20 protein-coding genes are annotated in these 22538 nt (G+C 66.9%); 9 read left to right on the top strand and 11 right to left on the bottom strand.

Going from position 1 to position 22538, the window contains the following annotated elements; translation table 11 throughout:
* Positions 1–29 precede the first annotated feature (29 nt).
* Complete coding sequence (locus LZD57_RS22800; RefSeq protein ID WP_233721894.1) at positions 30–1295, bottom strand: ATP-binding protein; 1266 nt, start codon at positions 1293–1295, stop codon at positions 30–32.
* 149 nt (positions 1296–1444) lie between these two features.
* Positions 1445–2554: a hypothetical protein gene (locus tag LZD57_RS22795; RefSeq protein WP_233721893.1), complete on the bottom strand. Its 1110-nt coding sequence runs from the start codon at positions 2552–2554 to the stop codon at positions 1445–1447.
* Positions 2555–2756: 202 nt separating this feature from the next.
* On the opposite strand from LZD57_RS22795, the gene LZD57_RS22790 reads away from it, so the two are divergent.
* The 3 genes from LZD57_RS22790 (at position 2757) to LZD57_RS22780 (ending at position 6423) form a co-directional block, all read left to right on the top strand.
* Positions 2757–4625, top strand: a complete 1869-nt coding sequence (locus LZD57_RS22790) for a glycoside hydrolase family 15 protein (protein WP_233721892.1) — start codon at positions 2757–2759, stop codon at positions 4623–4625.
* On the top strand, positions 4612–5421 hold the full coding sequence (locus LZD57_RS22785) for an SDR family oxidoreductase (RefSeq protein WP_233721891.1): 810 nt from the start codon (positions 4612–4614) through the stop codon (positions 5419–5421). Before LZD57_RS22790 ends, LZD57_RS22785 begins: the two co-directional genes overlap by 14 nt.
* Positions 5422–5625: 204 nt before the next feature.
* Positions 5626–6423, top strand: coding sequence for an SDR family NAD(P)-dependent oxidoreductase (locus tag LZD57_RS22780; RefSeq protein ID WP_233721890.1), 798 nt, complete (start codon positions 5626–5628; stop codon positions 6421–6423).
* A gap of 149 nt (positions 6424–6572) precedes the next feature.
* Here the strand turns inward: LZD57_RS22780 and LZD57_RS22775 are convergent, their stop codons facing one another.
* Entirely contained in the window at positions 6573–7472 is a 900-nt protein-coding gene (locus LZD57_RS22775) for a polyprenyl synthetase family protein (protein ID WP_233721889.1), read from the bottom strand.
* A 170-nt stretch (positions 7473–7642) separates the two neighbouring features.
* Between LZD57_RS22775 and LZD57_RS22770 the strand changes: the two genes are divergently transcribed.
* On the top strand, positions 7643–8332 hold the full coding sequence (locus tag LZD57_RS22770) for a biosynthetic peptidoglycan transglycosylase (RefSeq protein WP_233721888.1): 690 nt from the start codon (positions 7643–7645) through the stop codon (positions 8330–8332).
* Positions 8333–8592: 260 nt separating this feature from the next.
* Positions 8593–8772, top strand: coding sequence for a 50S ribosomal protein L32 (rpmF, locus tag LZD57_RS22765; protein ID WP_233721887.1), 180 nt, complete (start codon positions 8593–8595; stop codon positions 8770–8772).
* Positions 8773–8908: 136 nt separating this feature from the next.
* Here rpmF and LZD57_RS22760 read toward each other — a convergent pair whose 3' ends face one another.
* Positions 8909–9622: an FkbM family methyltransferase gene (locus tag LZD57_RS22760; RefSeq protein ID WP_233721886.1), complete on the bottom strand. Its 714-nt coding sequence runs from the start codon at positions 9620–9622 to the stop codon at positions 8909–8911.
* On the bottom strand, positions 9619–10824 hold the full coding sequence (locus tag LZD57_RS22755; RefSeq protein WP_233721885.1) for an FkbM family methyltransferase: 1206 nt from the start codon (positions 10822–10824) through the stop codon (positions 9619–9621). Before LZD57_RS22755 ends, LZD57_RS22760 begins: the two co-directional genes overlap by 4 nt.
* Before the next feature lie 127 nt (positions 10825–10951).
* Between LZD57_RS22755 and LZD57_RS22750 the strand changes: the two genes are divergently transcribed.
* The 4 genes from LZD57_RS22750 (at position 10952) to LZD57_RS22735 (ending at position 15205) form a co-directional block, all read left to right on the top strand.
* Positions 10952–11875: an NAD-dependent epimerase/dehydratase family protein gene (locus tag LZD57_RS22750; RefSeq protein ID WP_233721884.1), complete on the top strand. Its 924-nt coding sequence runs from the start codon at positions 10952–10954 to the stop codon at positions 11873–11875.
* Positions 11823–12896, top strand: a complete 1074-nt coding sequence (locus tag LZD57_RS22745; protein ID WP_233721883.1) for a radical SAM/SPASM domain-containing protein — start codon at positions 11823–11825, stop codon at positions 12894–12896. Before LZD57_RS22750 ends, LZD57_RS22745 begins: the two co-directional genes overlap by 53 nt.
* The gene (locus LZD57_RS22740; protein WP_233721882.1) at positions 12893–14143 is read left to right on the top strand and encodes a glycosyltransferase; all 1251 of its coding nucleotides are present in this window, start codon (positions 12893–12895) and stop codon (positions 14141–14143) included. Before LZD57_RS22745 ends, LZD57_RS22740 begins: the two co-directional genes overlap by 4 nt.
* Positions 14144–14293: 150 nt before the next feature.
* On the top strand, positions 14294–15205 hold the full coding sequence (locus tag LZD57_RS22735; protein WP_233721881.1) for a hypothetical protein: 912 nt from the start codon (positions 14294–14296) through the stop codon (positions 15203–15205).
* 101 nt (positions 15206–15306) lie between these two features.
* Here the strand turns inward: LZD57_RS22735 and LZD57_RS22730 are convergent, their stop codons facing one another.
* From LZD57_RS22730 to LZD57_RS22705, 6 genes are all read right to left on the bottom strand, one after another.
* Positions 15307–16617, bottom strand: coding sequence for a glycosyltransferase family 2 protein (locus tag LZD57_RS22730; RefSeq protein WP_233721880.1), 1311 nt, complete (start codon positions 16615–16617; stop codon positions 15307–15309).
* Positions 16614–17144: a dTDP-4-dehydrorhamnose 3,5-epimerase gene (rfbC, locus tag LZD57_RS22725; protein ID WP_233721879.1), complete on the bottom strand. Its 531-nt coding sequence runs from the start codon at positions 17142–17144 to the stop codon at positions 16614–16616. The genes LZD57_RS22730 and rfbC overlap by 4 nt, the downstream gene beginning before the upstream one ends.
* The gene (gene rfbG, locus LZD57_RS22720; protein ID WP_233721915.1) at positions 17144–18226 is read right to left on the bottom strand and encodes a CDP-glucose 4,6-dehydratase; all 1083 of its coding nucleotides are present in this window, start codon (positions 18224–18226) and stop codon (positions 17144–17146) included. The genes rfbC and rfbG overlap by 1 nt, the downstream gene beginning before the upstream one ends.
* A complete protein-coding gene (rfbF, locus tag LZD57_RS22715; protein ID WP_233721878.1) occupies positions 18217–18990 on the bottom strand; it encodes a glucose-1-phosphate cytidylyltransferase in 774 nt (257 codons plus the stop codon). The genes rfbG and rfbF overlap by 10 nt, the downstream gene beginning before the upstream one ends.
* Positions 18991–19153: 163 nt before the next feature.
* Positions 19154–21181 carry an O-linked N-acetylglucosamine transferase, SPINDLY family protein gene (locus tag LZD57_RS22710; protein WP_233721877.1) on the bottom strand — a complete coding sequence of 676 codons (2028 nt, stop codon included), beginning with the start codon at positions 21179–21181 and terminating at the stop codon, positions 19154–19156.
* A 168-nt stretch (positions 21182–21349) separates the two neighbouring features.
* Positions 21350–22267 (bottom strand): dihydrodipicolinate synthase family protein, encoded by a 918-nt coding sequence (locus LZD57_RS22705; RefSeq protein WP_233721876.1) that lies wholly within the window; start codon positions 22265–22267, stop codon positions 21350–21352.
* Positions 22268–22538 lie beyond the last annotated feature (271 nt).

Here is a 22538-nt window from a genome sequence, read left to right as displayed (position 1 = left end):
CCTAACGGTTTTACGACAGTCTAAGTCATTCAAAAATATGACGTTTCCAGATTCTGTCGCGAGTTGGCGGGAATCTCCGTCGCAATCGGGAAGCGGGCGGTGAAGGTCGAGCCCTGGCCGACCACGGAGTCGACGATGAGGCGGCTCTTGTGCCGCAGCAGGATGTTGCGGACGATGGACAGGCCGAGGCCGGTGCCGCGCTTCGAGCGCGACGCGCCGGCGTCGACCCGGTAGAAGCGCTCGGTCAGCCGCGGGACGTGCTCGGCCGGAATGCCGGGGCCGAAGTCCCGGACCGAGGCGTCGATCACCGCCTCGCCGCGCTCGCTCGCCCGCTGCACCGACAGCTCCACGCGCCCGCCGTCGCCGCCGTATTTGCAGGCGTTCTCGACGAGATTGGCGAAGATCTGGATGAGCTCGTCCTCGTCGCCCAGGACGGGCATCGGCTCCTGGGGCTCGACGAAGTCCAGCGTCAGGCCCAGCTCGTCGGCGAGCGGCTGCATCTGCGAGCGCACCTTGCCGAGGGCCGCGACGAGGTCCACCCGCGACTGCGGCGCGACGTGGCGGCGCATCTCGATCCGGGAGAGGGAGAGGAGGTCGTCGATCAACCGCGACATCCGGTTCGCCTGCTCGCGCATGATCTTGAGGAACTGTTCGCGCGCCTCTCGATCGTCCCGGGCCGGTCCCTGCAGCGTCTCGATGAAGCCGGACAGCGAGGCGAGCGGCGTGCGCAATTCGTGCGAGGCGTTGGCGACGAAGTCGGTGCGCATGCGCTCGACCCGGCGCTCGGCGGTGCGATCGTGAAAGAGTACGGCGAAGAAGCGCGGCTGCAGGCCCTGATAGGCCGGGACGGGAAGGATTTCGACGAGCCAGTGGCGTTCGATCGGTCGGCGCTCGTCGAGAATTGCGCTCCTGGCGACGGAATCGGCGATCGCGGCCTCGATCGAGGCGAGAAGTTCGGGCGAGCGAAACCGCAGCGACAGGGGGTCGGCGAGGGCCATGTTGCCGAAGGCGACGGCCGAGACCGGATTGCGGTAGCGGATCAGCAAGTCGCGATCGACGATCAGCGCCGGCTCCTGCAGCGCCTCGAGCACGGCCTTCATGCCGCGATCCGGCCAGACGTCCGCGCCGGCCCGGACGTCCGGATCGGTCTTCTTCGAGCGTTCGCGCGCCGGCCAGTGGATGGTGAGGACGAGCACCACGAAGACGCCGGCCGCGGCGAAGGCGGCCGACGGGTGAAGCGCCGCGAGCGCGAGCAGGGCGAGAGCCGCGATGAGGGTGAGACGTTTGCTGCGCATGGCGTCGTCGTGGATCGCTCAGTTTGGAGGACGGATCGCCCCGGTGCGGCGTTTCGCCTTTCCCCGCATGGATCGGGCGGCCCGCCCTGGCCATCGATACCATCGGATTGTGAAAATCCGGATCGCCCGCCGCACACTTGCGGCCGGGCTCACGACGACGGGCGCAGCCTCAGACCGTAGAAGAGAAGGTCGTTGCCGCCGTTCCCGACCGAGGGGTCGACGGCGATCTGCCCGCCCGCCACGGCCTCCGGCGGGAACTGCAGGTTGAACAGGAAATTCTCTTCCGGAAGGGCGGTGGTGAAGCGCTGGCGGCCACAGACCGTCTCGCCGCCGAACAGGCAGCGCAGCGTGAATTCGCGCGGCTCGCCGTCGGGCGAGCCGACGATGATCTCCGCCTGGGCCTTCTGGCCGGCAAAGCGGCGAGCCGCATCGCCGGAAATCGGCATTTCGATCTCGCGGACGGCGGCAGCACCCTCCGCCCCGTCCTGCGCATTGCCGCCGGACGGCTGCACGAGCTTCACGACCGTCCGCCCGCCCTCGCTCGCCACCGGCTCGATCGCCTCGTCGCTCGTGGCGAACTCGTCGAGATCCTGGGAAGAATAGAGATCGATCCACTCCGTCGCCGGGGCCGTCTCCGCCGTCACGCTGGAATTCTCCCGGATGGCGTCGGCGACCGTCAGCGTCTCGTCGCCGCCGTTCGCCGCGGCGGTCTCGCCCGGTCCGCCGGAAGAGAAGAAGGGAAGGGCGATCCAGATCGCGACGCCGAGGAGAAACAGGAGCAGGAGCACGATCAGCGGGCCGATCAGCCTGCCGCCGCCTCGCCGTCCGGCCTCGGGAGCGTCGGTCTCGTCGTCCTCAGGCTCTGCGGCGGCGATCCGCTCGTCGCGGTCGAGCGCCATCGCTTCGGCCGGCTCCGCGCGCTGGACGGAGCCGCTGCGCGCCCGGCTCCGCCTGTCGGCCGTGCGGCTCTCGCTGACGCCGCGATCCCCGGCCGCGGTCGCCTCCGGCAGGTCGTCGCTTTCCGGCTCGTCCTCGGAAGGATCATCGTTCGCGCCGAGATATTCGCTTTCGATCGTCTCGATGGCCCCGATCAGGTCGCGGCGATGACGATCCCGGGTCTCGTCGGACATTCCGTTCGCGGCTTCGAGCCGCAACAGCGCCCGTTCGGCGGCTTCGTAGATCTCGAGGCGAAAGTCCGGATCGGCGCGATTTCCTTGATCGAGGGCGCGCCGCAGACTGGTTTCGATCGCGCTTGTCAAAAATCGTCAATCCCTTGCTTTCGAGCCGCCACTTCGAGGCTCGCCGCGACCACGCCGCAACGTCTTGATATGTATCAGCCCTCAGGGCGGTTGCAAATTCTCGTGAAAGGCTTCTCACTGCACTGCGTCAAAAACGCCGGGTTTACCCCCGCGGCGTCGGGCCGATTTTTCGTCGGGCGATGCAACTTTCCCAAGGAAGACGATGCCTGACCATCCCACACCCGACGTTCCGAACCGTATCGCGGCGCACGGCGTGATCGGCGACATGAATACCATCGCCCTCGTCGCCGAAGACGGAACGATCGACTTTCTCTCCCATCCGAGCATCGATTCCCCGACCCTGTTCGCCGCCCTTCTCGATCCCGCCAAGGGCGGGCGCTTCGCCTTCCACGTCGAGGACGGGACGATCACCTACCGCCAGATCTACCTTCCCGACACCAACATCCTGATCAGCCGCTTCCTCGGCGACGAGGGCATCGGCGAAGTCTGCGACTACATGCCGATCGACGGGTCCGGCCGCATCGTCCGGCGGGCCAGGGCGATCGTCGGAGCGAAGACCTTCCGGCTCGACGTCTCGGCTCGGCCGGACTATGCCCGCGCCGCGCCGACGCTGACGCCGGTCGAGGGCGGTGTCACGATCGCCTGGACGGGAACCGAGGGGAAAGCGTGGGCGGTGACCCTCTATGCCTCGTTTCCCCTCGACATCGCCGGCTCGGACATCGCCGCGACGGTCGACCTCGAGGAGGGCGAGGATTGCTGGGTCGTCCTTTGCCCCGGGCGCCCGGACCTGCCGCCGGTCTCGCCCGGCTATGTCCGCCGATCCTTTTCGCGCACCCGCGACTTCTGGCACAAATGGGTCAATCGCGGCACCTATCCCACCTTCTGGCGCGAACTCGTCGTGCGCTCGGCCCTGACGCTGAAGCTTCTCACCTCGTCGGAATACGGATCCATCGCGGCGGCGGCGACCTTCGGCCTGCCGGAAGTTCTCGGCGGCGAGCGCAACTGGGACTATCGCTACTGCTGGGTCCGCGATTCCGCCTTCACGCTCTATTCCCTGTCGCGGCTCGGCTATTACGACGAGGCCGAGTCCTTCATCCATTTTCTGATGGAGCGGGCGGTCGAAACCGGCGAATCGGGCCTGCAGATCATGTACCGGATGGACGGCGGCGAGGAGATGCGCGAGTCCGCCCTCGATCATCTCGCAGGCTACGACGGATCGCGGCCCGTGCGGATCGGCAACGCCGCCTATCAGCAGCGCCAGATGGACATCTACGGCGAGTTTCTCGACGCGCTCTACATCTCGACCAAGGCGCGCGGCAAGCCGGCCTATGCGGTGTGGGCGAAGATCTCCCGCATCGTCGACTGGCTGGCACGCAACTGGCACCTGCCGGATCGTGGGATCTGGGAGAGCCGGGGCGAGCCGCGGGAATATCTCTCGTCGCGCCTGATGTGCTGGGTGGCGCTGGACCGGGCGCTGAGGATCGCCGACATTCATTCCCTGCCGGCGGACATCCTCACCTGGCGCGCCGAGCGCGACGAGATCCAGCGGACCATCATCGAGGAATTCTGGAACCCGGACGTGGGGGCGTTCACCCAGTTCAAGGGCTCTTCGACCCTCGACGCGGTCGTTCTGCTCATGCCCCTGGTCAAATTCATCAATCCGCGCGATCCGATGTGGACCTCGACGCTGAAGGCCGTCCGCAGGCACCTCGTGCGCGACTGCCTCGTCAAGCGCTACATCAACACCGAGGAGAACGACGACGGGCTCGAGGGCGAAGAGGGCGCCTTCACCATCTGCTCGTTCTGGTATGTCGAGGCTCTGGCGCGCACCGGCTACGTGGCGCAGGCGCGACTGCTGTTCGAAAAGCTGCACACCTATGCCAACCACCTCGGCCTGTTTTCGGAGGAACTCTCCGAAACCGGCGACCATCTCGGCAATTTCCCTCAGGCGCTCACACATCTTTCGCTGATCTCGGCAGCGATCTGGCTCGATCGAACGTTGAACGGAAACAAGGCCGATCCCGGCTACTTCGAGTTCAAGATGATGGAGGATCCCGATGGCATCTACTGACCCGACGCGTCTCGACGGACAGGCGGCGCTGGTCACCGGCGCGTCGTCCGGCATCGGCCGTGCCTCGGCGATGGCGCTCGCCGGCGTCGGCGCCCGCGTCGCCGTCAATTACCGCGGCAGTCCCGAGCAGGCCGACGAGGTCGTCGGCGAGATCGAAAAGGCCGGCGGCCGGGCGATCGCGGTGCAGGCCGACGTTTCGAAGGAAGACGAGGTCCTCGCGATGTTCGCGGAGGCCGAAGACAAGCTCGGACCGCTCGACGTCGTCGTCTCCAACGCCGGCATCCAGAAGGACGCCAAGATCGGCGAGATGAGCCTCGACGACTGGAACGCGGTGATCGCGGTCAACCTCACCGGCGCCTTTCTCGTCGGCCGCGAGGCGATCCGGCGGTTCCGCGCCAAGGGGCGACGGCCCGATGTCAGCCGCGCGCTCGGCAAGCTGATCTTCGATTCGTCCGTCCACCAGCTCGTCCCGTGGGCGTTCCACGTGAATTACGCCGCGTCCAAGGGCGGCATCCATCTGCTGATGCGCTCGCTCGCCCAGGAAGTCGCAGAGGAAGGCATCCGGGTGAACTCCGTCGCGCCGGGGGCGATCGCGACCGCCATCAACGCCGAGGAACGCCAGGACAACGCCGACGACATCAAGACACTGATTCCCTACGGCCGCATCGGCGATCCTGAGGACATCGGCCGCATCGTCGCCTGGCTGGCCTCGGACGCCGCGGACTACATCGTCGGGCAGACGATCTTCGCCGACGGCGGGATGTCGCTCTATCCGGGCTTTCGGGGCAACGGCTGAGCCGGGACGCGCTCCGGGGGACGCCGCACCGGCAGGGGCGGCCCGTGCGACGTTCGGGCGGACCTGCTAGAGCATGATCCCGAAAAGTGGGAACCGGTTTTCGGAAAAGATCATGCGCAAACAGGAAGATGGAGCGGAAGGATGAGCGAAGCTCGTTTCATCCCGCTCTAAGGCGTTTCGGCAGGCTGTAGAAGGAGCATCGCCATGGCACTCGACGGGCGCGTCGCCATCGTGACGGGAGGGGCGAAAGGGATCGGCTACGCCGTTGCCCGCCGGTTCCTGCACGACGGTGCGAAGGTCGTGATCGCCGACACCGACGAGAAGGCCGGCAATCTCGCCGCAGAGGAACTCGGCGATTTGGGTGACGTCGTCGCCGTCGGCTGCAACGTCGCCGAGCGGCTCGACGTCCACAATCTCCTCGCCGCCGCGCTCGATCGCTTCGGCGACGTCGACATTCTCGTGAACAATGCCGGTATCGTCCACAAGGCCGATTTCCTGGATCTCGACGAAGCCGATTTCTCGCGGGTGCTCGACGTCAATCTGAAGGGCGCGTTCCTTTGCGGCCAAGCGGTGGCGCGACATCTCGTCGACAAGGTGAAGGGTGGCGGCCCCGCCGGCGCCATCGTCAACGTATCGTCGATCAACGCGGTCTTCGCGCTGGCCGATCAGGTCGCCTATTCGGTCTCGAAGGGCGGCATCAACCAACTGACCAAGGTCATGGCCCTGTCGCTCGCGCCGCACGGCATCCGGGTCAACGCGGTCGGACCGGGATCGATCATGACCGATCTTCTCAAGGGCGTCGTCGCGGACGAAGCGGCGACCCGCACGGTCCTTTCCCGAACGCCCCTCGGCCGGATCGGCGAGCCGCGGGAGATCGCCGCCATCGCGAGCTTCCTCGCCTCCGACGAGGCGAGCTACGTCACCGGACAGACGATCTATGCCGACGGAGGGCGCATGCCGCTCAACTATACCGTCAAGGTCGGTTCCCGCGACGAGGAATGAGGTCGCGGCGGCACCGGAGCCGGCAGCTTCCCCGCGGACGGCGGCTTGCGCGGGCGGCCCGCGCGACGCTCGAGCCCGTGGCGCGAGCGAAGCGGAGGTCGAGTCCTTACACCCGTCGCGCTGAAGGATGAAGGCCGCCGTCCGCTCGCTCAGTGCTTGCGGTACGACACGAAGCGGGCGGCCTCGACGAGGATCGCACTCCGCTCGCCGAACGGCTCGACCATTTCCTCGGCGCCCTTCACCAGGGCCGCCAGGCGATCTTCCAGCGCCCTCTTGCCGTAGATCTGGGCGAGGGTCTGCTTGCCCTGCTCCCGGTCCTTGCCGATCGTCTTGCCGACGACGCTGGCATCGCCCGTCTCGTCCAAGAGATCGTCGGCGAGCTGGAACGCGATGCCGACGTTTTCGCCGTAGCGGCGCATGCGGGTGCGATCCTCTTCGCTCGCCCCGGCGACGAGGGCGCCGGCTTCGCAGGCGTAGGAAATCAGCGCGCCGGTCTTCATCGCCTGCATGCGGGTGATCTCGATCTCCGAGCGCGGCTTGCCGTTCGCCTGCATGTCGAGGATCTGGCCACCGACCATGCCGGGTGCGCCGGCCTTTTTCGACAGGAGGGTGATCAGCTTGATCCGTGTCTCGGCAGGGATCGCCTCCACCGAGGCGACGAGGCCGAAGGCGAGGGTCAGAAGGGCGTCGCCGGCGAGAATCGCGGTGGCCTCGTCGAAGGCCTTGTGCACGGTCGGCTTGCCGCGGCGCAGGTCGTCGTCGTCCATGGCCGGCAGATCGTCATGGACCAGCGAATAGGAATGGATGCACTCGACGGCGAGGGCCACCTGCATGGCAGCCTTCGGATTGGCGCCGAACAGCTTGGCGACCTCGCAGAGGAGAAACGGCCGCAGACGCTTGCCGCCGTTCAAGACGCCGTGGCGCATGGCATTCAACAGATGATGCGGGGTGCCGGCGACCAATTGGTTGGACGAAAGAGTGTCGTCGAGAAAATCTCCGACGGCCGAGGCGCTGGTCTTGAGTAATGCTTCGAATTCCCCGGGCTTCATCGTGATGTCCTCTTTCGCTCTGGCTATCTTAATATCATTGCAGGAGATTTTTTCGCTGGCCATCTGAGAGCCATTGCGCCGGCTTTATAGCGCCGATAAGTAAAGGTTGCCCTTTCGGCGCGCTCGCCTCCGCCGATCTCGCCCCTGCCGACCTTGCCGATGATCCCGAGATGTTCAAAACGACGAAGCGCATAGCGGCCTGGGTGACGATCGTGCTCGTCGTCCTCGCGGCGATCCCGCTCGTCCTGACGCCGATCTATGCGATTCGCGGCGTTCATCCGGTCTCGACCCTGATGCTGTGGGACGAGGTCACCGTCCGCCCGGTCCTCAGGGACTGGGTGTCGATCGACGACGTCGCGCCGGTTCTCCTGCATTCGGTGATCATGTCGGAGGACGGCCAGTTCTGCCGCCATCGGGGGGTGGACTGGGGCGAGATGCTGGCGGTCGTCGATCAGGCCCTCGACGGCGAGGAGACGCGCGGCGCTTCGACGATCACCATGCAGACGGTGAAGAATCTGTTCTTGTGGAACGACCGCTCCTTCCTCCGCAAGGCGATGGAACTGCCGCTGGCGATCTATTTCGATTTCGTCCTCTCGAAGCGGCGGATCATCGAGATCTACGTCAACATCGCCGAATGGGACACCGGCGTCTACGGCATCGAGGCGGCGAGCCAGCATTATTTCGGCAAGTCGGCGTCGCAGCTGACGGCCCGCGAGGCGGCGCTGATCACCGTGTCGCTGCCGGCGCCGGATGCCCGCAACCCCGCCAATCCGAGCCGGACCATGCGCCGGCTGGCGCAACGGGTGGAACGTCTGGCCAAGGCCTCCGGGGCCTATGTCGGCTGCCTCGATCCGGACTGAGAGCGGACGAGCCCGGCATGGGCCGATCGGCGGTGATCCCGTTCCGCCGGCTCTTTTCTTTTCCCTGCATGTTTGCTATGGGCAGCCTCGAATTCCTGCCATGCCGGCATTCTCGATGCGGTCTTTTCTGCCGCATGGAAGCCGTGCGGCGGAAATACTGCTCGCGGGTGTCGAAACCTCTCGGCGCGCCGGGCCTCGAAGACGAACGAACAGACGAGACCGGTGCCGGGTTCGAGCCAGCGCCGGCAATGGAGCAGACCATGGCCGTACCCAAACGGAAAGTATCCCCGTCGAAGCGCGGCATGCGCCGCTCGGCCGACGCCATCAAGGCGCCGACCTATATCGAGGACAAGAACTCCGGCGAGCTTCGCCGTCCGCATCACATCGACCTGAAGACGGGCATGTATCGCGGCAAGCAGATCCTCACCGTCAAGGACTGAGGAGCGCAAGGCCCGGCGGCGATCGTGATCGCAGGGCCGGCTCGCCTCGACAAGACGGTCACAATCCGATGGAATGAAGAAGCCGGGTCCGCCCGGCTTTTCGTCGTGGCGAAGCGGCAGGCGTGTGCCGCCGTCGTCAGGCCCGCTTGGCGTGGATGTCCCACCAGCGGCTGCGGGGCGCCAGACGATTGCCGGCGCGGTCGCGCACGGTCGTCGCGTAGAGTTCCACGAACTCCTCCACGTCCAGCCATTCGCCGGGCACGTCCTCGCCGAAGGGGCCGGAGGAGCCCGCCGGAAAACGGTACGTGATCGCCGGGTCGATCAGTTCGGGAACGGTCGACTGGTCGAAGAGCTTGAATCGCCGGTAGCCCGCCCGCGACAGGGTCTCGACGTAGTCGAAGCCGAAGCGGCAATCCTCGACGCTGACATAGGCCGGTTTGACCGGGGCCTCGGCCAGCTGGTCGAGCACGATCCCGTCGACGCCTTCGACGTCGATCTTGAGATAGTGCGGTACGCCATGGCGCCGGAACAGCGTGTCGAGGGTGACGGCCGGAACCGTCACCGGCCGGGTGGCCGTGTCCTCGCGGCCGGCCCAGCCGGGTTCGATGCTGCTCCAGTGATCGTTCGCCTCGTTGACGAGGAACGTCACCTCGCCTTCGCTCGAAAAGATCGCGGCCTCGACGATGGTGAGGCGGCCCGATGCGATCTCGCCGACAAATCGCCGGCGGCAGGCCGCGACGAGTTCGCCATTGGCTTCGAGCGCGACGACGGCAAAGCCCTTGGCGAGATAATAGGCGCTGTCGTCGCCATTGTTCATCCCGAGATCCATGACGAGTGCGGGCGTCTTCATGAGGGCAAGCGCTCCTTCGGAATGGCGTAGAGGACGGCGCCGGTGCCGCAATAGCCGTGGGTTCGCATGAAGACCGCATAGTCTTCCAGCGTCCGCATCAGATGGAGCGGCGTTTCGATCAGGCCGGCGGCATCGTGATAGATCGTGGCGAGCAGGATCGGCCGGTGGCTCCGGATCGTCTCCCGCGCGCCTTTCAGCGCATCCAGTTCGCCACCTTCCAGATGCAGCTTGATGACGGTCGAATCGAGGCCGAGCGTGTCGATGGTGGTGGCGCGGCGCGCGAGATCGCCTGTCGGGGCGATCTGCGACGCATAACCGAGACCGTGATGAAAGCGTATCGGCCCGCACCGCGCGGCCAGCACTTCGTCGAGGATGGCGACGCGGCGACGCATGTCCGCCGGCCAGGTCTCGCCGGCGGCGTCGAGCACGCGCAGGCTGCCGGGATCGGGCTCGATCGCCCAGAGCCTCTCCAACGTGCCTCCGAACGCTTCGAAGAAACGCGGCACCAGCTCTCCGTGATGGGCACCGCCGTCGAGGACGCGTTCAGCCGGGCGAAGGGCGCCGAGCACCTCGGGAATGAAGAACCGATCGCCGATCGTGACCGGCGCTTGCGGAAAGTCCCACTCCTCGCGGGCGAGCCGCCAGGCGGCGAAGCGCAGATAGTGCGCGCGTGAACGGTCGTCGGTAAAGCCGGCGAGGACTTCTCCCGCTTCCGTCAGCGCCGCGTCTTCGAGCGGCGATGAAAACCAGCCGTTCGACAGCGGGTGGAGATGACGGAAGCCTTCGGCGACGTCGTAGAAGGGAACGACGTCAGCCCAGCCGTCGGCAAGAAGCTGGTCGCGCAGCGGGACGAAGGGCGAGGTGACGATCGAGACCGCCAGCAATGCCCGCGTCTTGGTTCCGGGAGAAACCTCGTCCGGAGGGCGCAGCGAAACGCCCGCCCAGTCCGGCAAGTCCCGGTGAGCCTCGGCGTTGCGGTCGACGACGCCGGCCACAAGCTGGCCGACGACGTCGCAATGGGCTCGGGCGAGCCGGCCGAGATTGCCGGCGCCATAGAGCCAGAGATCGCGTTCCCCGATGGCGACCGGACGGCCCGCCGGGGCGCGGCGATTTGCCTCGCCGAGGAGGGCGAGGGCCGTTGCCGGGTCGGGCAGGGCGTGGAAGGTCCGGGCGGCTGACAGGCCCGGGGAAGCGGCATCCATCTGGTCGTCCCGTGCTCGAATCGAGGTCGCTTATGCCGGGCATCTCTCGCGCAAAGCTTGCGAGACGCCGGAAAAGGTGGAACGGAACGGCGGCGGAAGATCTTCGAACGACCTGATGATACCGTCTATGTCAAAGCCGGCCACCCAGCGAAAGCGCGTTCTCCTGACGGGCGCCACCGGTTTCGTCGGCCGGCAGATCCACCGCGCCCTCGTCGAAAACGGTCACGACGTGCGGGTGCTGGTCCGCCCGGGCACCGCCGATCGTCTCGCCGCACCGGCGGAGGTCGTCGAGACCGCCGATCTCTTTGCCGAATCGTTGGCTGATCTCGCCGCCGCCTGCGGGGGCGTCGACACGCTTGTCCACGCGGCCTGGTACGTCGAGCCCGGCCGCTATCTCGACGCCGAGGAGAACCTTTCCTGCCTTGCCGGCAGCCTGACGCTCGCCCGCGCGGCGGCCCGCGCCGGCGTCCGCCACGTCGTCGGCGTCGGCACCTGCTTCGAATACGCGCTTCCCTCCGAGCGCCTCACCGTCGACTCCCCGCTGAAGCCGGAAACGCTCTATGCCGCGACGAAGGTCGCCCTGTTCACGGCGCTGGAGCGCTATCTCGCCGGAAAATCGATGCGCTTCTCCTGGGCGCGTCTGTTCTATCTTTACGGGGAGGGCGAGCATCCGAACCGGCTCGTCCCCTATGTCAGAGTCTGTCTCGCGGAGAAGAAGACGGCGAAGCTTTCCGCCGGCACGCAGCTCCGCGACTTCCTCGACGTCGCCGCTGCCGGACGGATGATCGCAAGCATCGTATCGAGTGAACAGGCTGGGGCAATCAATGTCTGTTCAGGTCGCGCCATCACGCTCCGGGCCTTCGTCGAACACATTGCCGACGAGACCGGGCAGCGGGATCTGCTGGAATTCGGCTCGGCGCCTCTGCGCGACGGCGATCCGGCGGCCGTCGTCGGCGTGAGCAATCTCGCGCCCCTGGTGCCCGAACGAGCGATACACGATGAAAGCCGAGATCAAGCCGCGCATCAATCTCGAAGACCGGACCCGACTTGAGACGGTCATTCCGCTTCAGACCCCGTTCATCGTCTTCGTCGATCCGGCCAGCGCCTGCAATTTCCAGTGCACCTTCTGCCCGACCGGCCATCGCGACATGATCCGCGATACCGGCCGCTATCAGGGCGCGATGAAATACGAGCTGTTCCAGAAGATCGTCGACGATCTCGGCGCGTTCGGCGAGCCGATCAAGGTCCTGCGGCTCTACAAGGACGGCGAACCGTTCCTCAACCGGCGCTTTGCCGACATGATCCGCTACGCCAAACAGAGCGGCCATGTCGACTATATCGACACCACCACCAACGGCACCTTCCTGACGCCGGAGCGGCTCGGTCCGGTGCTGGAGGCCGGCCTCGACAAGATCAACATCTCCGTCGACGGCATGAACCGCGAGCAGTACAAGCGCTTCACCAAGGCGAATTTCGACTTCGAGGGATTCGTCGAAAACGTCCGCTGGCTCTACGACAACAAGGGCGACTGCGAGGTCGTCGTGAAGATCCCCGGCGAGCTGATCTCCGAGGCCCAGCGCCAGGAATTCTTCGACACCTTCGGCGACCATTGCGACCGGATCTTCATCGAGAACTTCGCCCCCTGCTGGCCCGAGTTCGACATCGAGGCCCATACGGGAATTCGGATCTCCACCGGCATCTACCAGCAGGACATCGGCGACACCGACACCTGCCCCTACATCTTCTACGGCTATTCGGTGAATTCCGACGGCCTGGTCAGCTCCTGCTTCCTCGACTGGGAGCGCAAGCTCGTCATCGGCGATGCGCGGGTCCAGTCGATGAAGGCGATCTGGAATTCCGACAAGATGAATGCGCTGCGGCTCCAGCATCTTGAGGGACGGCGCTGCGAGAACGGCGTGTGCGGCGGCTGCGGCCAGCTCACCCATTGCCTGCCCGACAACATCGATCCCTATCGCGAGGAACTGCTCGCGCGGTTCCGCCAGAAGGTCACGCTCGATCCGTCGGTGCCGGTCCCGGGCGGCTTGAGGCGGCTGCCGGAAGCGGCCGAATGAAGATCCTCCACGTCGCGGCCCATCTCGGGGGCGGCGTCGGCAAGGCTCACGCGGCGCTGGCAGAAGCGCGCCGGGAGATGGGTTCGCAGGAGCGCCACCGCTTCCTTCTTCTCGAACGGCCACAGGACGGGCGCTTTGCCGAACGTATCGCGGCGGCGGGCTGCGAGGTGATCGTCTCTCCGACGCAGGCCGAGACCACTCGCTTCGTCGCCGAGGTGGACATTCTCCAAATCGAATGGTGGGGGCACCCGCGGCTCTTCGCGTTTTTGGCGCAAACCGGCTTGCCGGCGCACCGGCTGGCGCTCTGGTGCCACGTCTCGGGTCTCGCCCCGCCGGTCGTCCCGGCGGCCCTGGCGAAGCGTGCCGACCGGACGGTCTTCACCTCGCCCTGCTCCTTCGAGGCGGCCAACCTGCGGAACGCGATCGCCGATCGGCCCGAGAGCTTTGCGGTGGCCAATTCCGGATTCGGCTTTGCCGCGCGCTCCCGCCCGCGGCGACCGCAGGAGGGCGCGGTTTCGTTCGGTTTTCTCGGCACGCTGGATTTCGCCAAGCTCCATCCGGACATCTTCGACGTCGTCGACGGGGCGCGCAGCGATATCCGCCTCCGGCTGTTCGGCCATGTCGATCCTCAAGGCGCCGTCGCGGCAAGGGCCGCGGCGATGCGCCATCCGGATCGCATCGTCTTCGAGGGGCACGCCGAAGACCCGGCCGAAGCGCTCGCCGGCCTCGACGCGCTTCTCTACCTCCTCGCCGCCGACCATTACGGCACCGGCGAAAACGCCCTCGTCGAGGCGATGTCGCTCGGCCTCTGTCCGCTCGTCTTCGCCAATCCGGCGGAGCGGGCGATCGTCACCCATGGCGAGACCGGGATCGTCGCGACGAGCATCGAGGATGCAAGACGCTGGCTCGACTGGATGGTGGACAATCCTTCTGCCGTCGCAAGGATCGGGGCGGAGGCCGCCCGGCACGTCGGCGCGAGCCATTCGCCCGAGGCGAGCGTCGCCGCATTCGCGGCGATCTACGCGGGTGTCATGGATGCGCCGAGGCGGCCGCGCGATTTCGCCGAGGCGCTCGGCGCGACGCCGGCCGCGTGGTTCGCCGCGAGCCTCGGCGGCCCGCCGGCGGCGGCAAGGGCGCGGGGCGATCACGCTGCGGAGCGGCTTCTGGCGCCGACCTCTTCGAAGGGCAGTCTCGGCCATTTCCAGGCATGCTTTCCGGACGATGCGGGGCTGGCGGCGCTCGCCTGAAGCCGGCTGCGAGGCCTCGTGCCGGGAGCGCCGATGGTCGCCTCCTACCGGACGTCCTTCTGCAGGTTGAATCGCTCCAGCCACCATGTCACACAGCAACCATTCCGGCGTGGGCGGCCGCGCGCTCCGTCGCAGAGGAAAGAGGGCGTCTTGAAGGTCATCATCCACGCCGGCTGCGCCAAGAACGGCTCGACCGCCTTTCAGACGCTGATGGCTCGCGTCGGGCCCGCGCTCCTGCCGCACGGGCTGTATTATCCTGCCGCTTCGGAGGGCCATCGCCATCTCGCCGAACGGGCCTATCTCGACGACTACCGCTGGGTCGCCGAGACGATGGCCGAGGCACGCCAGAACGGCGCCTCGACGGTGGTCGTGTCGTCGGAGCATTTCCAGAACGTGCTTTGCCAGAAGGCCTATGGCCTCGGCGTGGCATTCGCCTTCAAGGAGGCCGGCGCCGGGAGCATCCGCTTCGTCTTCTCGGTCCGCGATCCGTTCGACTATTTCGAATCGATCTATGCCGAGGCGGCCAAGTGGTTCCCGATCAGTTTCGAGCAGGCAGCGACGGCGGCTCTGGCGCAGGGATATTACTGGTCGGCCTGGGAGGCCAAAGTGCCGGTGGCCTACGTCTTCGACTACGCGACCGCCTTCTCGGTGTTACGGCAATATCTCGCCTCCTCCGGCCTCGACATCGCCGTCGACTGCTGGGAACTCTCCGATTTCGCCGAGGGATTCGCCGGCCGGCGGCTTCTTGGCGCCGCGGGAGTGCCCGGCTCCATCATCGAGGAGATCGAGGCGGGCCTTGCCTCCGGGCGGATCGCCATCGCGAGGAACCAGCGTCGCAGCCCGGAGGACGTCGAACTCCGCCACGCCCAGCAGTTCCTGTTCGGCACCCCGGTGCTTCCCGCCCTTGCCGCGTCGCAGAGCGACAGCCTCGAAGCCGTGACGAACCTGGTCGGCGCCGTCGCCCGGACGAAGCTCGCGCAGATCGAAAAGCAGCGGGCGGCGCTCCGCCTGCGCTTCGACGAAAGGTTTTCCAACTGGCGGGACTGCCTCTCCGGCGCGTAACGCGGACGCTCGCGAGGGCAAGCCTCGCGAGGACCTGACGCTGTGCCCGGACGGTCCGCCGGGGGCCGCTCCCGGACCGCCCTGTGGCGAACGTCCCCTCGTCAGAGAGGAAAATTCACCTCGATGTCGCGACCGCTGACGACGAGGCCGGGTTCGCAGCCGGCCTCGACGAGGGCCTGGCGCATCGCGTCGTCGCGGACGAAGCTCAAGGTCGTCTCTGCCGTGTCGTCACCCGTGAGGGTCTCGCCGCGCACGACCGCGATGTGCGGCTTGAGGCCGAGGTCGCGGAGGTCCCTCTCGAACGGCTCGACGTCCTCGATGCCGAAGACCGCCACCCGCTCGATCTCGGCGATGCCGTTGGCGAGCTGCGCGAGGATCTGGGCCTTGAGGCGCGGCAGCAGCGTCTCGAGACCGCCGATGTTCTCGACGCTGGCGGGATTGAGGTAGCTGAGGCGGGTGATGAGCTCGTAGGCCCTCAGATAGTCCCGGCGCCCGAGCCAGAGCCGCAGCGACACGTGCATGCGCAGATGCAGGAAGTGGTCGACCATGCCGCGGAAGATCAGTCCGAGCTCCCGGTCCGGCGTCAGCCCGAGCCGCTTGAGCAGGCTGAAGATCATGAACTCGATGCCGCCGCGGAAGGCGTCCCAGTTGTGCAGATTGTCGTGGGTGCCTTCCTGGTGCCGGTTCGGCATCACCGGGGTCAGCGTCACCGAGCGGTAGTAGGGGACGTCGCGAAAGGCGATCGGCCCTTGCGAGATCATCGTCGCGAGATAGGCGAAGGCCCAGTAGCAGAACTGCGGCGCCGAGACGAGCTGGCGAACGGCCTCGGCCCGGTACATGGCGATCTCCGGCATGATGTGGTGGTCCACCAGCATCTTCAGGAGATCGATCTCCTGGCCGGGCGAAAATACCTGGACGGGCTTCGGCAGCCGGAAGAACTGTCCCCGGGACTCCTCGGCGAGCGCGTCGTAGATCTGCCACGGCGTGTAGAGGACGCGGATCTCGGGATTGTCGCGCATGAAGCGGACATTGTCCGCCAGCGCCTCCGGAATGAACAGATCGTCGTCGGCAAGATAGACGAGGAACTCGCCGCGGGCATGGCGGAAGGCGCTGAAGAGGTTCGACAGGCGCTTGTTTTCCTCCTGCCGGAAATAGCGGATCGGCAGGCCCTCGGCGATGAAGTCTTGGACGATCTCCGGCGTCTCGTCCGGCGAGCAATTGTCCGAAACGATGATTTCGTAGGGAAAATCGAAGGCCTTGGCGACTTCCCGGATGTGCGGGAACAGGTGCCTCAGGAAGATGGCCCGGTTGTAGGTCGGCACGCAGATGCTGAGGACGACGTCCGTCGCTGCGTCGGGATTCGCCGTCGGCCGGGCGGCGGACAGCTTGGCGGGGTCGATGCTGACGTTCATGGGGCGTAGTCCTCGGCGCTCGCGTCGCGCGGTGAAATGACTTGCGGGGGCGCGGGCCAGGCGATCGCGAAGGCGGGATCGTCCCAGCGCGCCGCCCGGGAGGCTTCGGGCGAGTAGTTCTCCGAGACGAGGTAGAAGGCCTCGCAGTCGTCGGTCAGCGTCAGGAAGCCGTGGGCGCAGCCGACAGGAATATAGAGGGCGTTGCGCCGGTCGGCGTCGAGTTCGACTGCGACATGGGCGAGGCGGGTGGGCGAATCCGGTCGCAGATCCACCGCGACGTCGAAAAGCCGACCGCGCGTCGCGCGCACCAGCTTGGCCTCGCCCTTCGGCGCTTCCTGCCAGTGGAGGCCGCGCAGCGTGCCCTTCTTCGGGTTGAACGAGGTGTTGGTCTGGACGAACCGATCGACGAGGCCGTGGGCGGCGAAGGTGTCGGCGCAGAAGGTGCGGGCGAAGATGCCGCGCTCGTCGACGAACGGGTCGGGCTCGACGACATAGGCCCCGGCGACGGCGGTCTCGATGAAGCGCATCAGGCGGCCTCGACCTGTTCGAGCGGGGTCTCGTCCTCGTAGGCGGCGATCTGCGCCTCGGTGATCGCCCGCATGTCGGCGCCGTCTCGATGGGCGCGATACCAGTCTGCGGTCCAGGCGATGGTCTGTTCGAGCGACAGCAGCGGCCGCCAGCCGAGCGTCTCGGCGGCGAGCTTCGAGGACAGGCGAAGATGCTGCGCCTCGGGCGGGTTGGTTCCCGCGGCCGGCAGCCAGGAAAGGGGGCGATCGAAGGCGCGGCCGAGCGACTCGGCGACCTTGGCGACGCTGGCGAACTGCGCCGGGTCGGGGCCGAAGTTCAGCGCCGCCGGTACGCTCGCCGGTCGCGTCGCCAAAGCCTCGGCAAGAGCGAGATAGCCGGCCAGCGGCTCCACGACGTGCTGCCACGGGCGGACGGCCATCGGCGAGCGCAGCCGCAGCGGCTCGCCCTTCGCCAATGCCCGAACGAAATCGGGGATCAGCCGGTCTTCCGCCCAGTCGCCGCCGCCGACGACGTTGCCGGCGCGGGCGGTGGCGATCGCCGGGCCGCCGGAGGAGAAGAAGCTCGCCCGGAAGCTGTCGACGACGAGTTCGGCCGCGGCCTTGGAGGCGCTGTAGGGGTCCTTGCCGCCCAGCCGGTCGGCTTCCTCGAAGGGCCTGCCGGCCTCGTCGTTGGCATAGACCTTGTCGGTCGTGACGACGACGACGGCGCGCAGCTCCCTCGCGTGCCGCAGCGCCTGGAGCAGGTTGACCGTCCCCATGACGTTGGTCGAAAAGGTTCCGACCGGATCGTCGTAGGAGCGGCGCACCAGTGCCTCGGCGGCGAGATGGAAGACGATCTCCGGCTGCGCCATGGCGACGAGCCGCTCCATCGCGCCGAGATTGCGGACGTCGCCGAGATGGTGGGTCTGGCCGTCGAAGGGCGCCAGCATCCCGTACAGCGAGGGTTCGGTGTCGGGGCGAAGGCCGACGGCGGTGACCCGCGCGCCCAGCCGCTCCAGCCAGAGGCTGAGCCAGGCGCCCTTGAAGCCGGTCTGGCCGGTGAGGAGGACCCGGCGCCCCTGCCAGAACCCGCTCACGACCAGAGCTTCCACGGCGCGCGGCCCGAACGCCAGAGGTCTTCGAGGTGATCGCGTTCGCGCAGCGTATCCATCGGCTGCCAGAAGCCGTCGTGGCGATAGGCCGCGAGCTGGCCCTCGGCGACCAGCTGCTCCAGCGGCCGGCCTTCGAAATGCGTCCCGTCGCCGTCGATCAGATCGAGGACGGACGTCTCCAGGACGAAGAAGCCGCCATTGATGCGCTGCCGGTTGGCCGTCGGCTTTTCCACGAAGGCGGAAACCCGATCGGCCTCGATCTCGACGGTGCCGAAGCGCCCGGGCGGGGCGATGGCGCACATCGTCGCCTTCAGCCCGTGGGACCTGTGAAAGGCGACCTCGGCGGCGACGTCGACGTCGGCGACGCCGTCGCCATAGGTCATCAGAAAGGGCTCGCCTTCGGGAAGGAACGGCCTGATCCGCTTCAGCCGGCCGCCGGTCAGGGTCTCGAGGCCGGTGTCGACGACGGTGACCTTCCAGTTCGGCCGCTTCGAGTGATGATATTCGATGGTGTTCTTGCCGAGATCGACGGTGATGTCGGAATGGTGGAGAACCAGATTGGCGAAGTATTCCTTGATCTGGTAGCTCTTGTAGCCGGCGCAGACGACGAACTCGTCGAAGCCGAAATGGGCGTAGATGCTCATGATGTGCCAGAGGATCGGCTTGTCGCCGATCTCGACGAGCGGCTTCGGCCGCATCGTCGTCTCTTCGCTGAGCCGCGAGCCGCGCCCGCCGGCAAGAATGACGACCTTCATGCCGCGACTCCGGATGCTGGGACGGGCCAGTAAGACTTGGTGATCGTTTCCGGCTGCGAAATCGGCATTGCGAAATCAGTCGTCTCTGCTTCTCGTCGGTGACGAAGTACCGCAAGAGCACTTGTGCGAGCCTGAACCGACGGCGCGAACTCGCCGCCGCGCGTCAGTCCCGCCCGACGTGAACCACCGCCGGAGCCTCGCCATCCAGCCAGCGCCGGTGGACGACGCGGTAGGCGGCTTCGAGATGGCGGGTATAAGCGCGGCTGTCGAAGAGGGGCGCGCTGGCGCGATTGGCAGCCAGCCCGTCCTTCAGGGCGGCGAGCCGCGCCGGATCGCGGGCAAGCGCCAGCGCCAGAGTCTCGTAGTCCTCGTCGGATCGGGTGACGAGTTCCGGCAGGCCGGCGGCGGTCAGGACGCTCGCCGCGACCCTTGCGGCGAACTGCTCGCCGATCCGCGTGACCAGCGGCAGTCCGGCCCAGAGCGCGTCGCTCGCGGTCGTGTGGGCGTTGCAGACGAAGGTGTCGAGGAAGAGGTCGGCATGGCGGTGGCGGGCAAGGTGCTGGAGATGGGGCAGGGGCGGGGCGAAGACGAGCCGGGCCGGATCGACCCCATGCGTCGTGGCGGCCTTTTTCAGGTTGGCTTCCGCCGCGTCGTTCGAGCGGAACAGCCACAGCACGCTGCCGTCGACGGCCGCAAGCAGGCGCATCCAGATGGCGAAGTCGCGCGGCTGGATCTTGTAGGTGGCGTTGAAGGCGGCGAAGACGAAGCCGCGCTCGGGCAGCCCGTGGTCGCTCCGTGTCGATCCGTCGGGCGGGATGATCCGGCCGTCGTCGGTCGGCTGATAGCTGTCCGGCAGATAGACGATCTTCTCGGAGTAATGGGCCTGATGACTTTCGGGAATCAGCACCGGATCGGCGATCAGGTAGTCGATGAAGGGCGCCGCCATCGTGCCGGGAAAGCCGAGATAGTTGATCTGCACGGGCGCGGCCCGGCTGGCGAAGATCTCCGGCCGGGCGTTCTTGGTGTAGCCCTTGAGATCGACGGCGATGTCGAGCCCGTCCTCGCGCGCCACCTGAGCGATCGCCGCATCGGAGAGGCGATGGACGTCCCGGTAGCGGGCGGATGTCTGGCCGAGCCGTGCGGCGATCGTGCTGTCTTCCTTGCCTCCGAAGGAATAGAGGCTGATCTCGAAGCCGTCGCGGTCGTGATGTTCGAAGACCGGCGCGATCAGATACATGGTCGCGTGGTTGTGGAAGTCGGCCGAGAAATAGCCGACCCGGAGCGGTCCCTCGCGCCGCGGCGCCCGCGGCAAAGCGGGGGCGGCCGGAAACCGCGTCGCCCAGGCTTGCGCGCGTTTCAGGTTGCGGGCCGGCGAATCGTCGAGCGCGAACAGCGCGAAGGGCTCGACCGGCGCTCCCTCGATGCCGAGGGTCTCCGAGCCCCTCAGATGCGCGGCCGTCGCGTCGAAATCGCAGAAATGGCAGAGCTGGTGAAGGACCAGAACTTTCGCCCGGGCGTGTGAAGGATCGATCGCAAGGGCCTTCGACGCCTCCCTGACGGCTTCGGCTCCCTTGCCGAGTTCCTGCAGCACCGCCGCCATGAGAAACCGCGGCTCGGCATCGAACGGCCGTGCGCGGGCGAGGTCGGCGTAGATCTCCAGAGCCTCCTCCCGGCGATTGGTCTGCCGCAGGAGATTGGCGAGATTGACCTTGATGTTGACGTTGTCCGGGGAAAGCTGCGCCGCGCTGGCATAGGATTGCAGCGCCTCGGCGATCCGGCCCTGCACCTTGAGCGCGACGCCGAGATTGGTGTGGGCGTCGACGTTGCGCGGATGGATCGCGATCGCCCGGCGGAAGCTCGCTTCGGCCGAAACCGCGTCGCGCAAGGCGAACTGCGCGGCGCCGAGGATGTTGAACAAGGTGAAGGAACGCGGAAAACGCGCCGCGAGCGCGGTGCCCGCGCTGAGCACGCCGGCATAGTCGCGGCGGTTGTAGGCGGCTTCGAGACCCCTCAGCTCGTCGATCGGCGGATTGCCGATCCGCTCGACGAGCGCTTCCAGCGCCTGGGCGATCCGCTGATTTTGCGGAAACTGGTCGAGGATCTGCGAATAGAGATCCGCCGCCGCGTCGAACTCGCCCTTCTTCTCGAACTTGCGGGCCTTTCCGACGGCCTTGTCCAACTGCAGACGCATCGCTTCCAGATCGCTGTTTCACGGGAAGCGGCACAATGACCGACGGAACTTGTCCTTGTCTGACGCCCGGAGCCGCCTTGCGTCGGAGCCGCTTCCCGACCGGAAAGCCGGGCGGGCGTCGCGGCGAAGAGGCCGGAGCGGACGGAAGGGGGCGTGACGCCGTTCCGCCTAATGTCCCCAGCGCATCGCGACGGGATCGAGGGGGCGAAGGTGATCGATCAGCTCCGCACGGGTCTCGGGCGACAGTGGCGGCACCGGGTGGCGGCAGAACTCCGAGGCGAAGACCCTGCCTTCGACCATCGCCGCCTTGGCGGCGCGGAAACCGCACTGGCGGTTCTCGTGATTGACCGCCGGCAGAAGCCGCCGATAGCCGGCGGCGGCGGCCGGCCGATCGCCCTTCAGATGATCGAGCACCACCTGCCGGATGTGTTCGGTGACCATCGCCGAGCACATCGTGCCGCGGGCGCCGGCGTCGAGATCGGCGAGCATGGTGATGCCCTCCTCGCCGTCGAAGGGCGCCTCGATCGCTTCGCCGCCTTCGGCGATCAGCCGGCGAAGCTTCGTCGCAGCGCCGGCACATTCGATCTTGAAGAGCTTCACCATCTCGATCTCGCGGGCCATCTTGACGAGCAGCGGCACCGGCAGGTCGACGCCCGACAGCGGCGCGTCCTGGATCATGATCGGGATGCCCACCTCGCCGACCCGCGCCATCTGCTCGAAGGTCTGTTCGGGCGATCCCTTCATGAGGGCACCGTGATAGGGCGGCATCATCATCACCGCGCTGGCCCCGAGATCCTTGGCGAGACGGGCGCGCTCGACGGCGATCGGCGTCGCGTAGTGCGAGATCGTCACGATCATCGGGCGCCGACCGGCGACATGTTCCAGGCACAGCCGCGTCAGCGTCTCGCGCTCGGCGTCGGACAGGAGGAACTGTTCGGAGAAGTTGGCGAGGATGCAGATTCCGTCCGCACCCTGGTCGGCGATGCAGTCGAGCACCCGCCGCATGCCGGGAAGATCGAGCGTCCCGTCGTCGTTGAAGGGCGTCGGTGCGACCGGCCAGGCGCCGGTGTAGGACATGGAATTCATGGTCGAACGCGCTCGTCTTGGCGGGGCTGGAAAGCGGCGCGGGCTTCAAGGCCCCGCCATCGCCTGGCGGAAAACATCCGCAGCGAGCGATGCCGGAGGTTCTAGTCCCGCCGATTGTGAAGCTCAAGTCGGACGCTTGCAGCGTGTCGTAAGCACATGAGTTGTCCGGGTTAGGTAGCAGACGAGTTGTCCGGTTTGGATATCGCGCAGGAGGTGGCGCGACGATGAACCGGACGACCTGGCTGCAGGACCACAGGATGAGGAAGTTTCG

Origin of the sequence: Jiella avicenniae (genome assembly GCF_021390325.1) — a bacterium.
GTDB classification, from domain to species: domain Bacteria; phylum Pseudomonadota; class Alphaproteobacteria; order Rhizobiales; family Rhizobiaceae; genus Jiella; species Jiella avicenniae.
This window is presented reverse-complemented; position numbering and strand designations above follow the sequence as displayed.

Excerpts from the sequence above, each read along its gene's own strand:
- LZD57_RS22800 (WP_233721894.1), bottom strand. The coding sequence starts at position 1,295 with ATGCGCAGCAAACGTCTCACCCTCATCGCGGCTCTCGCCCTGCTCGCG.
- LZD57_RS22790 (WP_233721892.1), top strand. The coding sequence starts at position 2,757 with ATGCCTGACCATCCCACACCCGACGTTCCGAACCGTATCGCGGCGCAC.
- LZD57_RS22785 (WP_233721891.1), top strand. The coding sequence starts at position 4,612 with ATGGCATCTACTGACCCGACGCGTCTCGACGGACAGGCGGCGCTGGTC.
- LZD57_RS22780 (WP_233721890.1), top strand. The coding sequence starts at position 5,626 with ATGGCACTCGACGGGCGCGTCGCCATCGTGACGGGAGGGGCGAAAGGG.
- LZD57_RS22775 (WP_233721889.1), bottom strand. The coding sequence starts at position 7,472 with ATGAAGCCCGGGGAATTCGAAGCATTACTCAAGACCAGCGCCTCGGCC.
- LZD57_RS22770 (WP_233721888.1), top strand. The coding sequence starts at position 7,643 with ATGTTCAAAACGACGAAGCGCATAGCGGCCTGGGTGACGATCGTGCTC.
- rpmF (WP_233721887.1), top strand. The coding sequence starts at position 8,593 with ATGGCCGTACCCAAACGGAAAGTATCCCCGTCGAAGCGCGGCATGCGC.
- LZD57_RS22760 (WP_233721886.1), bottom strand. The coding sequence starts at position 9,622 with ATGAAGACGCCCGCACTCGTCATGGATCTCGGGATGAACAATGGCGAC.
- LZD57_RS22755 (WP_233721885.1), bottom strand. The coding sequence starts at position 10,824 with ATGGATGCCGCTTCCCCGGGCCTGTCAGCCGCCCGGACCTTCCACGCC.
- LZD57_RS22750 (WP_233721884.1), top strand. The coding sequence starts at position 10,952 with ATGTCAAAGCCGGCCACCCAGCGAAAGCGCGTTCTCCTGACGGGCGCC.
- LZD57_RS22745 (WP_233721883.1), top strand. The coding sequence starts at position 11,823 with ATGAAAGCCGAGATCAAGCCGCGCATCAATCTCGAAGACCGGACCCGA.
- LZD57_RS22740 (WP_233721882.1), top strand. The coding sequence starts at position 12,893 with ATGAAGATCCTCCACGTCGCGGCCCATCTCGGGGGCGGCGTCGGCAAG.
- LZD57_RS22730 (WP_233721880.1), bottom strand. The coding sequence starts at position 16,617 with ATGAACGTCAGCATCGACCCCGCCAAGCTGTCCGCCGCCCGGCCGACG.
- rfbC (WP_233721879.1), bottom strand. The coding sequence starts at position 17,144 with ATGCGCTTCATCGAGACCGCCGTCGCCGGGGCCTATGTCGTCGAGCCC.
- rfbF (WP_233721878.1), bottom strand. The coding sequence starts at position 18,990 with ATGAAGGTCGTCATTCTTGCCGGCGGGCGCGGCTCGCGGCTCAGCGAA.
- LZD57_RS22710 (WP_233721877.1), bottom strand. The coding sequence starts at position 21,181 with ATGCGTCTGCAGTTGGACAAGGCCGTCGGAAAGGCCCGCAAGTTCGAG.
- LZD57_RS22705 (WP_233721876.1), bottom strand. The coding sequence starts at position 22,267 with ATGAATTCCATGTCCTACACCGGCGCCTGGCCGGTCGCACCGACGCCC.